This window comes from Verrucomicrobiaceae bacterium (assembly GCA_016713035.1).
Lineage (GTDB): Bacteria > Verrucomicrobiota > Verrucomicrobiia > Verrucomicrobiales > Verrucomicrobiaceae > Prosthecobacter.
Genome location: JADJPW010000001.1, coordinates 965,861 through 980,445, shown reverse-complemented (window position 1 = coordinate 980,445; position 14,585 = coordinate 965,861). Strand labels below are relative to the sequence as shown.

Genomic DNA, 14,585 nt, shown 5'->3' with positions numbered 1-14,585 from the left:
TGGCAAAAAGGCACCCCGCAGGCTCAGGCACTGCGCCTGCGGTGGTGCCGGACACTCTAGCTAGCTAAACGTACGTCGATGTCCGCGCGGAGCTTTTCCCACATGCTGGCGAGAGAGGCTGCGACTTTGTCCTTGGCCGCAGCGAGCTCGCTGGCGGTGAGTTTTTGGCCAGCGGCCGGTGTTTGGCGGGCAAACATGTAGTACTTGATCTTCGGCTCCGTGCCAGATGGGCGGACGGCGAAGCTGCGACCATCCGCGAGATCGACAAAGAGCATTTTCTCCGTGGAGACGGCCTCTCCCTCCTCATCGACGATACCGGGCTTGCGGAAATCACGCACGCTCGTCACTGCGCAGCCATCGACCTCCTTCGGTGGGTTCGCGCCGTAGCTATCGGCCAATTTCGCGATCTGCGCGGCACCTGCGGCACCTTCAAAGACCACGCTCTCATTCCGCTCCATGAAGAAGCCGATGTCGCAATACACCTCATCGAGCAATCCTGCGACGGTCAGCCCCTTGGAGGCAGCGTAGGCGGCGAGCTCAGCGAACATGATGACCGCACCATTGCCATCTTTATCACGGCTGAAATCATCGCCCATGTAGCCGTAGCTCTCCTCACCACCGAAGACTAGAAACTTGCTGTGCTGGAGCCGTGCCGCACGGGACTCAGCGGCACTGAGGTCGCGGTACTTCGCGCGGATGTCGGCAGGCAGCGCATTCTCATAGGTATTGAGCTTCGCGCTGATCCATTTGAAGCCCGTGAGCGTATTCACACACTGGATGCCGTAGCGGGCCGCGATAGCATCCTGCATCGGGCTGGTGACAAAGGTCTTGAGGAAGACCGCCTTGCCCTTGTTCCCCTCATTGAGAATGCCCAGATCGAACATCGTTTTCACACGATACCAGCCCATCAACGAGCCGGTTTGATTGCCAGTGAGTAGCTGCATCTTTCCACTGGCATCACGCACGCCCACGCCCATGCGGTCGCAGTCAGGGTCCGTACCGATGATGATGTCAGCGCCTTCTTTATCGGCCAAATCGACGGCCATCTTGAGTGCAGAGGCGTTTTCGGGATTCGGCGACTTCACGGTGGGGAATCGCCCATCACGCACATCCTGCTCCGGCACGGTGAGGAAGTTGAACCCCAGTTTTTTCAGGATCACAGGCACCAAAACGCCACCCGTGCCGTGCAGAGCGGTATAAACGATTTTGAGCTTCTTAGCCGCATCCTGCTTCACCAAGTCCGGCTGCAGCATCATCGTCTCCACGCGTTCCAGATACTGGGCATCCATCTCGGCACCCAGCGTGGTCAGTTTGCCCTGCTGGTCGGCAGGCAGCGGCGTGTAGCTTTCATCCTTGATGGCATTCACCTCCGTGATGATGCCCTTGGCATGCGGTTCCACGATGCCCGCACCATCGCTGAAATTCACCTTGTAGCCATTATCATGCGGGGGGTTATGACTCGCCGTCAGCATCACACCTGCATCCGCCTGCAGTTGCCGCACCGCGAAGCTCATCTCCGGCGTAGCCCGGCATCCATCAAAGAGGTAAACATCCGCCCCGTGATCCATCGCGATACGGGCACATCTCTGAGCGAACTCGGGGGAGAAATGCCGCGTATCGTGAGCGAAAACGATCGTCGGCTTCCCACTGAGGCCCGCTTTTTGGCGGTAGGCCTGGATATAGGCCACCAGTCCCCGTGTAGCACGACCCACATTGTAGAAGTTCATCGAATTCGTGCCCACGCAGGGGTGATCAGGGCGCTGATCAGCAGCAGCATGGCCGCGCTCGGCTTGCGTGACCACTTTACCGATCGTGCGACCGCGCAGCCCGCCAGTGCCAAACTTGAGTGCCTGGAAAAAGCGGTCATTCAGCTCCTCCCAATGCTCGGCCGCCGCGAGTTCTTCGATAGCGGCCTTATAAATGGGCTCCTTGCTCGCGGCGAGCAAGGCAAGGATATTTTCATGCGTAGAGGCGAGGATTTTACCCGCAGCAGAGGCGGCTTGGAGAGTGGCTTCGAGCGACATAAGGGCCGTGATACTAGCGGCGAGCCCCACTTTGGCAATAACAGCCTGCCAATGACTCCGCCGCACCCCTGATACCACTGGCCCACGAAGTCTTCCAGGCGGTGGCTTAAAGCATGGCTACTTTTCCTAGTAGCAGGGACACCCACTGAGCTAGCATGCAGGGTCGTATAGAAAAATTGCACTTGTGAAGATTGGCCATTTCTGAGACAACGCGGACATGAATCATCACGCTCCGCAATTTTGGATATTTTGTTTAGCTTGGCTTGTTCCGCAGATGCTCTGCGCTCAGCACTACGTCACAGAGGTCTATCTACATGATAAAGCCCAGCGACTTTTCCCTGTCGAGGCCGCACGTGTGCTAGCCTGGATGAACCGAACAGAAAGTGAAAAACTTAGTGAGGTAACCTGGTCTGTACTGGCTCAGCCTGACGGTGCTTGTACATGGAAGCTGGCATGGCTAAATTCCAACGGGAAAAAGGTGCATACTACCGAAGTGTCATATGCGGCAGATTCGCTGAGTCGCGGGGCCGTACATTATCGTAAGGCATGGGAATCGCTAACCTCAGCCATATCTGTGCAAGTTGATGGACAGAATCCAACGCTCACGGATCTCTCGGAAGCTTTTTGGCAGGGGATTGGCAGTGCTGGGCATTCGCGCCTTTCAGCGGTAGCTGCTGGCAGGAAGCATGCATCACAGACTGATCCTACTCGCAAAGCCATCGATGCGGCGAAATTAGCCGGTCAGTTGACGCAAGGAGCCATGCCTGTACTTGAGGGAAGCAGCACGCTGGATCATGTGCTTTTGGCACGCGCTGCGGCATGGCTTTGCCATGCTGAAAAACTCGCTGGCATTACTTTAGAGCGGGAGTGGTGTGTGATTGGTTACTTAGCGGGGCGTGAAATACCAGCAAGTAGGGCATGGAATTCTGTGAAAGGGGGATACTTCCAAAACAACACTGCATGGGAATGGTGGAATTATGTGTTAGGACATTATCCTGCGTCCCTTCGTGATCTGGCACTATTTGCGGCTCAGGCGCAGCGATTAGAGTATGGGCTGCCATTTCTGCTCTCACATTTACGTTTTGAAACGGGTGCTAAAAGCGGTTTGGAGGAGGTATTGGGCGGTATTTATCAGAGGAAATTGTTTTCTCTCACGGATTGCGCGCCACTCTTGAGTGAAACGTACCTGTTGGGCGGCTTGCGTGGCAATTGCATTATGCTCATGCGCCGAGCGCAGGAGGAATGGATGGAAGAATTGGCATCCATGCAGGGGGAAATCCCTGCGCCTTTGGAGAAAAGCGCCCCTAGTCAGTCAGGGTTAGCTCTAATTGCTCTTCGATCGAGTTTGAATCCGCCAGCGATCATCCCTGGCCTGGACGTGACAGGAAAGCTTATAGAAATGGGTTCTCGCACGCATGGGCAGCCCCTGCGCCCCCTAGCGGTGGCCAGGCGCGAAGATTTACTCGTTCATGGCTGGGAGACATCCGCACTTAACTGGCGACAGTTATATCGTTTTCTGGCCAAAGCCCTGGGAGTCAAAGAAGAAGCTGATAAATTGGCCAAAGAGGTTTGCGCCTCGGCACCTTCTCTGGCCTTCACCATGCAGGATATTCATCGTGCTCCGTTGCAATTTCAAAGTGTGCCGATCTTTCGTCTTGAATACCTAGACCAACGGGAAGTGACATGGCCGTTGCTCTTCGCCGCAGATCAAAAGAGTCCCATCACAGGGATGCCAGCGAACTCAGGCTGCTTTTTGAGGAATTGGACCCGCACGGGATATGGTGCTTGGCAACTATGGCAATCGATGCTGCCAAGTACGCCGAATGAAAAACTGACCGTGCCTTTTTACCGCATGGCTGTGGAGCAAGGTGGAGAGGGAAATCTGGCACATGCTTGGGCTGTGCTAGCGTTTCTTCCTGACGTGCGAAACCTTAATGTGGTCAAGAATCAGGAGCCGCAATTGTTGTCTGAAATCGTAAACAATTGTCCAAATGCATATCTTCTGCATCGAAACATGTTGCGGGGCGAGTTGCAAGATGCGCAGAAAATTTCTTTGGAAGGGGTGCAGCGTTTCGAGGAGCTTTATTGGAAATCTCCGGGGCGGAATGATATATCCTTCATCATGTCCAGGTATACTTGAAATCGGAGCGCTTGATTCTGCTAAACGTTTCTATAGCCAGGTATTAAATATCGCGGGCAAGGAGGTCTTATTTAGTAATGTTGAGGCACCGATGCGCTGGATGATCGCTTATCTTGAGGACGACATGCCTGGTATGGAGGCCGCAGTTGATGATGCACCGAGTTATAGTGCCTTGGATTTGCAGAAACAGACTGCTCACTGGTTTGTAAAAGGGGATCGTTTGCGAGTACTGAAGATCAGCAACGCGTACAGCCAGCGGTACGGGACTAAATTCTCAGGAACCGGATGGCTGGCTAAAATGATGCTGCTCATGAATGCACTCAAAGATGCAAAACATTCGGATCATTCTGCTGCGTTGAATCATTTTTACGACGGCAGCCCTGTCGCCGAGTTGCAGTTCATTGTTCTGAAGCAGTCCGGATTGAGTGATTCTGAATGCCTGCGCTTACTCGAAGGAGCGGACCCTCATCCTAATAAAGACATCATCCGCAGTTACTTCAAAAAAAATGTGCTAGAATTCAATCATGCCAGATCCGAGAGAGTGACGGGCCGACAGTCCGGCATGATACAGGCACTCCAAGGATTGCTCAGGCATAAGCTCATTAAAACACCTGTGGCATTAGGCCAGAAAGATATGAAGCCAAAGGGGAGGTGAGTCTTGGTCACCTGATGCGCGATGCGATGCTACTCAAGAGCACGAACAAGTAGCCAGGATTACCGTTAACTGTGTCGTTGCTGGTTTAATGATCTGGCCAGGCTTAAAAATATGGCAATAATCCTGGGCTCCAACTGCCCTGCTAAACGATGGCTGTCGCAGATGGGCTGACGGAAAGTTACTTCAGCTTTTCCAGTTCCTTGGTCGCGAGTTTGCGTGCGCCGGGTTGGCTGGTTTTGGAGTCGAGGACGGCGTTGAGGTCGGTTTTCGCGGCGGTGGGGTTTCCTAGGGCTAGGTGGGCGCGGGCGCGGTTGTAGAGGACGTAGTCATCATCTGGTGTGATAGCGAGCGCGGCTTCATAGGCATCCAGGGCGTCCTGTGCACGGCCGTAGAGCAGGAGGCAGTCTCCACGGCGGTTGTGTGCTTTGCTAAGTAGCCACGTTATCAATTACAGTTAATGTTGCGGCGAGGCGTAGATGATTTCTTCGCCATTTTATCTCGTGCCAACCTTAACGCATATGCTCCAACTACGTGTGCGTGCGCAGATGCTACCTAGAACATTGTCCAAGAGCCGATTCCAATGAGGACTGGATATTACAGTCGATTCCTGAAATGAAGTGAGCGACGACCTTGGGCCTGCAATGGGGCGCTTCATTGCTCAAGCAAGGCTCAGGTGAAGCCATCCACTCCCGACTCACAGATCATCCAGCGGGTTGGTGATCTACCCGCGCATCGCCTTGGCCAGCACGGTGTAGATTTCCGTCGTGCGCACATCCTCCTGGCCGAGGAACTGCTCGATGCTGCAAGCCGCGAGGCAGAATCCAAACACGTTGAGGCTTTGACACTCTAAGGCCGTTCGATCATTCTCCGAACCAATCCCCGCCCTCCGCTTGGACGTTGGTGAGATTAATGTTGCCCACCAAACTGCATCACACGATATGCCTGACCTCAGCCAAATGCCTTGGATGCTTGCGGTGTGGAGCGTTGCGTATTTCGCCATTGTTGCCGTGCACGAGTGTGGACACTATCTCGCGGGATTGGCGGTTGGCGTTCCACGACGCAATATGCGGATTCGATTGCTCACCTTTCCACAGCACGTCGCACTGAGAGATGGGGACGAGTGGGGCAGCCCTGCCGATACAGATCGTTACATCAGGCCCGCAGAGCCGCTCATGCCGACCGCTGCTACCGCTTTCATATTTGTGGCTGGAGGCTTCATTTTGGAGACGGCTACCTTGTTGTTATTGGCCGCTTATAGATTGCCTTTTTTCCGGGTGGCGTGCACGTTGGCATTCTGGATGACGGTGATTTACTTCGCTTTTGACGTGTTCGTTTATCTGAGGACTCGGAAAGCAGGCATGGACTTCTCAGCGATGTGTTCCATTTCTCCAGTATTTGGTTGCCTCATCGTGACGGCAGTCCTTGGGATACAGTTCTGCATAGCTACACAGCTCTGACCGTGAACTGGATTGAAGGCGCACATTTCGAGCATGAAACAAGGCGTTGCGGAACTTGGGACATTTGCCTTATAAATCGACTTGTGATGCCTGCACGCTTTCCCTGTCTTCTGTTTGCCTTTTTGTCGCTAACCATGCTGCTGGCGGCCCAAAACGCCGTCCGGCCATGGAAGGATACGCAAGGGCGCATCATCCAGGCCACGCTCGTCTCTGCCACGGCAGACAGTGTCACCATCCGCATGAGCGATGGGAAGGAGCACACGCTGCCTATCACGCGCTTTTCCGCCGAAGATCAGGCCTATGTGAAAAGCCTTACGCCTGCATCTGGCCAGCCCGCAGCGGCTCCTACGGCAGCAGCAGATCCAGCGCGGCTCCCCATCGAAAAACGCGTCTGGCCAGCGCAGGTCGAAGTCGCCGCGAGATCCGTCGAAATCACCCCTACTGTCGAAAATGCCCCTGCGCGGCAATTTGTGTATCAGTCGGAGGGCTTTGAGTTCACCTCCCAGGCCAAAATCGCCGGCAGCGTGATGAAGGAGGTCGCGAGGACCTTTGAAGCCACGAAAAAGCTCATCGGCGACCTACCCTGGGGCATCGTCTGCCGCCCACCACCTGGATTCGAGCGCTACAAAGCCGAGCTCTACGAAACCCGGAATGACTACATCGCCGCAGGTGGCCCAGAGAACTCTGGTGGCGTGTACATGGGGGGTAAAAAAGTCTTCATGATCCCCTTTCCCAGCCTGGGGCTGGAAATGCGCGGCAAAACCTGGTTCAAAGACGACAATTACAGCAACGACACCCTCGTCCACGAGATCACGCATCAGGTCATGGATGACTACCTCACCTTCCTACCGAAGTGGATCATCGAAGGCACCGCCGAATACTCCGAGAGCCTGCCCTATAAAAGCGGCAACTTCCGTGTAGAGGCCCACAAGACCGGCCTCAAAGAACACATCGCAAACGGTGAGCGCCGTGGCCATAGCACCGGCATCCGCAGCCTGGGCACCCATTTGAAAATGAACCGCGCCACCTGGGATGGGCTGGCAGAGACGGATAACCGCAAGATGAGCGAGCTCTACTTCCACTCCTACCTCATCGTGTATTACTTCTGCCACCTGGATGGGGACAAGAAAGGTACCCGCTTCATCAAGTTCATGGACGCCGTGTATGGCGAAGTGCAGGCCCTGCGCACCTTCTTTGCCGATCCACGCGTGAAGCGCTTCCCAGATGGGCGCTTTAGCTACCCGAGTGACTTTCGGCCACCTGACTTGAAGCCCGATACCGCCCCATTCAAGCACCTCGACGTGCTTCTCGAAGGCCGTAGCCTCAGTCAGCTCGCCAATGAGATGAAGGAAAACTTCAAGAGCGTCGGCGTGAAGTTCAGCGCTGGCGAAGGATCAGCACCATCCGTGGTTCTCTCTGAAGATGGCATTACGCGAAGATTTCCTTCGCCACGGTGCCGTGCACATCGGTGAGGCGGAAATCGCGGCCTGCGTAGCGGAAAGTCAGCCTTTCGTGATCTAGGCCCATGAGGGCGAGCACGGTGGCATGCCAGTCGTGGATGTGCATTTTGTTGTGCACGGCTTCGTAGCCGTGGTCGTCGGTGAGGCCGTAGTTCATGCCGCCTTTCACACCACCGCCGGCCATCCACATGCTGAAGCCTTTGTGATTATGATCGCGTCCATCATCGCCCTGGGAGTGCGGGGTGCGGCCGAATTCTCCGCCCCAGATGACGAGCGTGTCTTTCAGCAGGCCGCGTGCTCTCAGATCGGCCAATAGGCCAGCGATGGGTTTGTCCACCTGGGTGCAGTTGCGCTCCAGGGAGGCTTTGAGATTCAAATGATGGTCCCAGTTGCCATGGGTGATCTCGATGAAGCGCACACCGGCCTCGACGAATTTCCGCGCCATGAGGCACTGCTTGCCAAAGGTGTCCGTTTCGTCGTCGCCGATGCCGTAGAGTGCCTTGGTGGCGGCAGTTTCCTTCGCGAGGTCCATGACCTTTGGCACCTCTGCCTGCATGCGAAAGGCCAGTTCGTAGCTCTCGATGACGCCTTCCACTTCAGCACTCACGCCACCGCTTTGCTGCATGGTGGCTTGATTGAGTGCCTGCACGAGATCGAGCTGCTCACGCTGCGCCTCGGTGGGAAGGCGGTTGTTTTTGATGTTCGCGACGGTGGCCTGCTCCGTGCCGCCGCCGAAGCGTCGTGCGAGTGCCTGTGGCAGTCCGGGGATGCTGCCACCGCCTACTTTGGTGCCCTGGTAGATCGCGGGCAGGAAGGCGCTGCCAAAGCTGCGTGTGGCATTGGCTGGCGGATTGATCGTCACAAAACCCGGCAGGTTCTGGTTCTGTGTGCCGAGTCCATAAAGCGTCCACGCCCCGAGAGATGGCCGGATGAACTGCGCCGTGCCGGTGTGGAGCTGCGAAAAGGCCTGCGGATGCGCGGGGACATCAGTAGCCATCGAATTGAGGATGCAGAGATCATCGGCCTGCTTGGCTAGATTTGGCCAGAGGTCAGAAATCCACAGTCCGCTCTTCCCACGGCGCTGGAATTCCCACTGTGGAGCCATCAGCTTTGCCTGCCCGCGACCACCCGCTGCGGCAGGGGCGGTTTTGCCTGCATCGGCGATGAGTTTCGGCTTGTAGTCAAAGGTATCGACATGCGATGGGGCTCCCTGCATGCAGAGGAAGATGACATGCTTTGCCCTGGGGGTGAAATGTGGCTGTTTGGCAGCGAGTGGCCCATGCTGGACGCCTGATTGCTCCGCAGCCCAAGTCGAGAGTGCAGAAAAAGCCATGTAGCCAAAGCCGCTCGAAGAGTATTTGAGTGCTGCTCGTCGCGAGAAGGGATGAGAGGTCGAGTTCATGGCTTGTGGAGCTTGGGGTTCAGTTCAAATAGCGAAACTCTGCGCTCGAGAACAGCGCCTGACAGAAGGCCGCAAGGGAGACGCTTTTGAGATTGTCTTTGAGGATCGGTTTGTTTTTGACCACCTCTTGCGGAAAGCGATTCCAGAAGCTGGCGATGGCACTCTTTTCCGCTGCGTTCGGCTGGCGGCCAAAGGCCAGATGGTAAGCGAATGCGAGCTTGGCGGCGGGATCGCCATCATATTCGCCAATGCGCTTCGCAAAGGCATCCGCTAGGCTTTGGACCTGCGGATTATTCATGAGGAAGAGACTCTGCGAGGGCACATTTGTCGTGTCGCGATCTCCTGCGACGAGGCTGGCATCTGGGAAGTCAAAGATGGTCAAGAACTCGGGGATCTGATCACGAATGATCGGCAGATAGACGCTGCGGTAAAACTGTGGCCGGGAGTTCACCTCACGCAGCAGATTGATGATGCCTGCGCGGCCTTCCTCGGCACGAGCGACGGGCGATCCATCGGTGGGATAAAAATTGATCACTCCAGCGACGGCGAGCATGGCATCACGGATCTCCTCCGCATCGAGGCGACGCTGATTCATGCGCCAATGCAGCTTATTATCTGGATCAGCAGCGAAATTGGCCACCTGGTGCGTGCTGCTCATCTGGTAAACACGACTGAGCATGATCTCACGAATGAGCTGCTTGATGCTCCAGCCGTTTTCCATGAAGCGGACGGCCAGATAATCGAGCAGCTCCGGGTGCGTGGGCTTCTGCCCCATGACGCCGAAGTTGTCCGGCGTCGCGACGAGTCCAGAGCCCATGAGCTTGAGCCAGATGCGATTGACCATCACGCGGGCGGTGAGCGGATTCTCTTTGGACGCGATCCAGAAAGCGAGATCGAGCCTGCCACTGCCCTGCGCGATGTTCCGTGGCTCGTCTTTGGCACAGAGGACTTCGATCAGGCCGCGTGGGACGATTTCACCGGGCTGCTTGAGCTCCCCACGGATGAGGATGGGGCTATTGATCGGAGCGGGGCGATCCAGCACGCCCATGGCGAGTGTCTTGGGTGTGCCGTCGTCATAGAACAGATCTGCATCCGCCTTCATCCCATCCGCACGATCAAAGGAGCTGCGGATGCGCAGAAAATTCTGCGCTGTCTGAGTGCTCCGCTCCTGCGCAGACATGCTGCGGACTTCATCGCGGATTTTGTTCGAGGCGGCGAGGGCTTCTTCGTAGCGCTTTTTGAGCTGCGAGACCTCTGTGGGGCTGAGTTTGGCCAAAGCGGCGACTTGATCAGCCTCGCGATCGAGCTCGATGAGCGTGCCGGGGTTTTGATTCTGGATCTGGCTGTAGGTGCCGTAAAGCGTCTCACTGCTGAGGAAGATGCCCGCTAGAGCATAGTAGTCACGCTGGGTCACGGGGTCGAATTTATGATCGTGACAGCGTGCGCAGGCCAGCGTGAGCCCCAGCATGGACTGCGATACGGCATCGATCTGCTCATCGACGAGGTCGAGCTGGAACTGGCGCTTATCACGCTGGTTGTGGCCTTTGCTACCGACAGCGAGGAATCCAGTGGCGACGATCTTCTCCGCCTGCTCTTGCTTGGTTTTCCACTTCATCAAATCGCCAGCGATTTGTTCTTTGAGGAATTGGTCATACGGCTTGTCCTTTTTGAAGCTGTCGATGACGTAGTCACGGTAGCGCCAGGCGTGCGGGTAGAGCACGTTGCTGTCCTTGCCGCTACTCTCTGCATAACGGGCCACATCCAGCCAGTGCCGTGCCCATTTGACGCCGTAATGCTCGCTATCGAGGTACATGTCGATCACACGCTTCACTGCATCAGGGGAGGTGTCTGCGAGGAAGGCCTTCACCTCATCAGGCGTCGGCGGGAGGCCTGTGAGATCGAAAGAAATGCGCCGCAGCAGTGTCGCGGCATCTGCATCGCCTGTGGGCTGCAAACCGGCTTTCTCCAGCCCCGCGAGGATGAAGCGGTCGATGTCGCTTTTGGGCCAATTGGTGCCTTTGACGGCTGGAGGAGCTGTTTTGACCGGTTTTTGGAAGGCCCAGTGTTTGCGGCCTTCGTCGATATTGATGCTGCGTTTGCCGCCCGTGGCTGCGGTGGCCATTTTGGACTCGCGGGGGTCTGGTGCTCCCATTTCGATCCATTGACGAAAATGCGCAATGACCTCCGCTGGCAGCTTTTGCTTCGGAGGCATCTGCATGTCTTCGTTTTGCCAGAGGATGGCCTCGTAGATCGAGCTTTCGGCGAGATTTCCCGGCGTGACGCCAGGATGGCCGCTCTCGCCGCCGAGGAGCGTCCCCTCGCGTGTATCGAGCGTGAGACCGCCCTTGAGCTTCTCTGACTCAGCGCTGTGGCATTTGTAGCACTGCTGCACCAGCACTGGCCGGATGTTTTTCTCAAAGAACGCGAGCTGGTCCGCTGGGATACCTGCATGCGCAGCAGCGCCAGGGGCATCAGCGGCATGCAGCGTGGTAGCGAGGAAGAATGTGAGCAAGGCAGACAGGACCTTCATGGGAAAGCGGTGGTGTTTTGAAGACTTAACACCGCCCACCTGTGAGAGTTTCACATCTGCATCGAGTCAAGGACATGCCGCCAGCACCTCCGCGACGAGCGGGTCCCCAGGAGAGAGCTGATTGGCGCGGAGTAGGCAGCGCCGGGCTTGTGAAACGTACTTCTTTTCGAAGTAAATGATTCCCAGCACCTTGTGGGAGAAGAAATGATCTGGATCGTAGCGCAAGACTTTCCGCATCCACTTTTCCCCTTCATTGAGCCGCCCTAGCCGTGTCGAGGCAAAGCCAAGATAGGAATAAACAATGATGTCATTTTCATTACGTGGCGGATGCACGACGATGCGCTTGCACTCATCCACACAATCCCGCCACCGCTCCATATAGGCGTAGAGCAGCGCCCGATTGTATCTGGGAAAAAATAAGTTGGGATCGCACTCCACCGCTTTGTTCAGGCTTTTGAGTGCCGCCTCTTTCATATTTGCCTCGCCTTGGGCCAATCCTAAATTTGTCCACGCGACGAATTTCCCAGGGCTCTTGGCGACGGTATCTCCCCACAGCGAGATTTCATCACGCCAGATTTCGTTCCTTTGGCAGGTCGCCACCGCGAGGCATGCGGCAGCCGCACCCACGAATCCATATCGCAGTCGGCTCCCCATGACCTCTTGAATTCGCGATTTTTCCACCAAGCGATCGAGCAAGGCAGCGATGAAAATGAAAATGCCGATGGATGGCAAATAGACGCGGTGCTCTGCCATCAGATCAGGCAGTGGCACCACGCTGGAGCTCACCGAAATAGTCGCAAAAAACCACAGCACTCCCACCACCATGAGCCGACCATGTCCTTCCCCACCCTGGGAGCGGCGCACCAGCCAGGTGAGCCCAGGCAAACATGCCAGCGCCGCCGCACAGATGAGCACCCGGGCATTCCACAGCGTGGAATACACGGGCGGATCAGGCAGCGCATTCTGCCCACTCGGCCACAGCAGCAGGCGCACATAGTCTGCCACCACCGTGATCTGTGTGATGAAGTAGGTCAGCACCGGCAGCGGCGCATTTTTGTAGTTCACGATGTTTAGTGCCGTCAGCAGGTCCCAGTCTCCTCCATGGATCGCTCCAGATGTCTTCCATACCAATGCAGGCACCAGCGGCAGACAAAGCAGCAGCGGAAGGCCGCTCCAAAGTGCCCTCCGCAATCCAGCTCCCAGCAGTTGCCAATGCACAAGCACCGCCAGCAGAGGGACGGTCACGGCGGTCTCCTTGGTCTGCATGCCTAAAAGCGCACACAGCACAGCCGCAGCACGCCACCAGGCTCGTTTACTCCTGCTCTCCACTGCAATGGAGTGAAGATGCAAAACCAGACATGCCAGTATGAAAAATGTCGCCATCGAGGTGAAGCGCTGAATGACGTACGTCACGGACTCTGTCGCCAATGGGTGCACCAGGAAAAGCAGTGAGGCTCCCACCGCGATGAACCGCGCTGATTGAGCCCGCAGCAGGCCTTTTTCCACCAGGCTGCGCCCGGACAGCATCACCAGCCAGTAGAGCAGCCAACCATTGGCCGCGTGGAGCGCCATATTCCCCACTCGGAACCACCGTGGCTGAAATCCATCCAGCATGTAATTGAGATGCAGGGATAGATAGGCCGCAGGCCGCATGATGATGTTCAGCGCCAGATCGGGGTCTTCCCAGTTCTTTCCAGGCCAGGTGGCAAAGGCCGTAAAGTCCGTCAAATACGGCAGCGACCGTGCCTCCATGAAGAGCTTATTCTTCGTCATGTAGACGATGTCATCGAAAAGGAATGGGAAGTCTGCGGTCCAGCCATACAGGCATGCACAGAGTCCCCCCATCACTGCGGCTATCAGCAAATGGATGCGCCATGGCGTGCGAAATGCCGGAGCCGGATCACCCCTCTCCGCAGTGACCGCAGCCGGAGGCTCGGTGTGCATCGAGGGCGTTTTTGGGGTGAATAGTCTCTTGGTCATGACACCCGCAGAGTGCCAGACCGAGGCGTCATTCTACAAAACACAAGCAGCGTGGCCTACAAGGCCACAAATGTCCCCACGAGGCCTGCTACAAGACGTGCATCTATCACATCCGGCTTCGTCATCACGAGCACCTGCTCTATGTCATGGCCATTGGCATGACTGGTCAGTGTGGTTCTGACAGCCTGATCTCCATGCTGACACAGCACACCAATCTAGCGTGATGCGGCCATGAGGATGCAGACAGCAGTGGCTGCATCCTCTGCTAGCGGTAGCGGCTACATCCCCGAGCTGGGCTACGTGGACACACCCGCGTAGCATTGCACACGACCGTGCGCAGTGGTCCCACTTAGCAGCCAGAGATGCGGGTAGGTAGGCTCTTACTTGGCCGCGAGTGCCTCCTGGATGGCGGAGACCACTTCGGGGGCATCAGGTTTCACTTTGGGCTCGAAGCGCTTCAGCACCTTGCCGTCTTTGCCGACGAGGAATTTGCCAAAATTCCACTTCACATCGCCTGGAAAGGGAGAATCTGGGCCACTGAGCACCTGATAGAGCGGATGCTTCTCAGGCCCTTTCACGACGACCTTGTCGAACATGGGGAAGGTCACTTTGTATCTTCTCGGAGCAGAATTCCATGATCTGGACATTGGTGCCTGGCTCCTGCTTGCCAAAGTCATTGCAGGGGAAGCCCAGCACGGCGAGGCCGTCTTTTGGAACTTCTGGTTCAGCTCTTCGAGCTGGGTGTATTGCGGCGTGTTCCCGCACTTGGATGCCACATTGACGATGAGCATCACTTTGCCCTGGTAGGCTTTGAGGGAGGTGTCCTTGCCAGTGATGTCTTTTAGCGGGACATCATAGACGGACTTCGGGGCATCCGCCGCGAGCAAAGAGGCGGCAGCGAGCAGTGTGGCGGTGAAAGTGAGTAATTTCATGGGAT

9 protein-coding genes and 1 pseudogene are annotated in these 14,585 nt (G+C 56.4%); 4 read left to right on the top strand and 6 right to left on the bottom strand.

Annotated elements, in window-relative coordinates:
• Positions 1–56: 56 nt before the first annotated feature.
• Complete coding sequence (locus IPK32_04230; protein MBK8091204.1) at positions 57–2,024, bottom strand: phospho-sugar mutase; 1,968 nt, start codon at positions 2,022–2,024, stop codon at positions 57–59.
• A 217-nt stretch (positions 2,025–2,241) separates the two neighbouring features.
• On the opposite strand from IPK32_04230, the gene IPK32_04225 reads away from it, so the two are divergent.
• Together IPK32_04225 and IPK32_04220 are read left to right on the top strand one after the other, a co-directional pair.
• Positions 2,242–4,164: a hypothetical protein gene (locus IPK32_04225; protein ID MBK8091203.1), complete on the top strand. Its 1,923-nt coding sequence runs from the start codon at positions 2,242–2,244 to the stop codon at positions 4,162–4,164.
• Positions 4,130–4,819: a hypothetical protein gene (locus IPK32_04220; protein MBK8091202.1), complete on the top strand. Its 690-nt coding sequence runs from the start codon at positions 4,130–4,132 to the stop codon at positions 4,817–4,819. The genes IPK32_04225 and IPK32_04220 overlap by 35 nt, the downstream gene beginning before the upstream one ends.
• Positions 4,820–4,997: 178 nt before the next feature.
• On the opposite strand, the gene IPK32_04215 is transcribed toward IPK32_04220, so the two are convergent.
• Positions 4,998–5,267, bottom strand: a complete 270-nt coding sequence (locus IPK32_04215; protein ID MBK8091201.1) for a tetratricopeptide repeat protein — start codon at positions 5,265–5,267, stop codon at positions 4,998–5,000.
• Between the two features lie 490 nt (positions 5,268–5,757).
• On the opposite strand from IPK32_04215, the gene IPK32_04210 reads away from it, so the two are divergent.
• Entirely contained in the window at positions 5,758–6,276 is a 519-nt protein-coding gene (locus tag IPK32_04210; protein ID MBK8091200.1) for a hypothetical protein, read from the top strand.
• 86 nt (positions 6,277–6,362) lie between these two features.
• A complete protein-coding gene (locus tag IPK32_04205; GenBank protein ID MBK8091199.1) occupies positions 6,363–7,748 on the top strand; it encodes a hypothetical protein in 1,386 nt (461 codons plus the stop codon).
• Here IPK32_04205 and IPK32_04200 read toward each other — a convergent pair.
• From IPK32_04200 to IPK32_04185, 4 genes and pseudogenes are all read right to left on the bottom strand, one after another.
• Entirely contained in the window at positions 7,705–9,138 is a 1,434-nt protein-coding gene (locus IPK32_04200) for a DUF1501 domain-containing protein (GenBank protein ID MBK8091198.1), read from the bottom strand. The two genes, IPK32_04205 and IPK32_04200, sit on opposite strands and share 44 nt — an antisense overlap.
• Positions 9,139–9,157: 19 nt before the next feature.
• Positions 9,158–11,668, bottom strand: a complete 2,511-nt coding sequence (locus IPK32_04195; GenBank protein ID MBK8091197.1) for a PSD1 domain-containing protein — start codon at positions 11,666–11,668, stop codon at positions 9,158–9,160.
• A 66-nt stretch (positions 11,669–11,734) separates the two neighbouring features.
• Complete coding sequence (locus tag IPK32_04190) at positions 11,735–13,648, bottom strand: tetratricopeptide repeat protein (protein ID MBK8091196.1); 1,914 nt, start codon at positions 13,646–13,648, stop codon at positions 11,735–11,737.
• A 380-nt stretch (positions 13,649–14,028) separates the two neighbouring features.
• Positions 14,029–14,580 (bottom strand): annotated as a pseudogene (locus tag IPK32_04185) (glutathione peroxidase).
• Positions 14,581–14,585 lie beyond the last annotated feature (5 nt).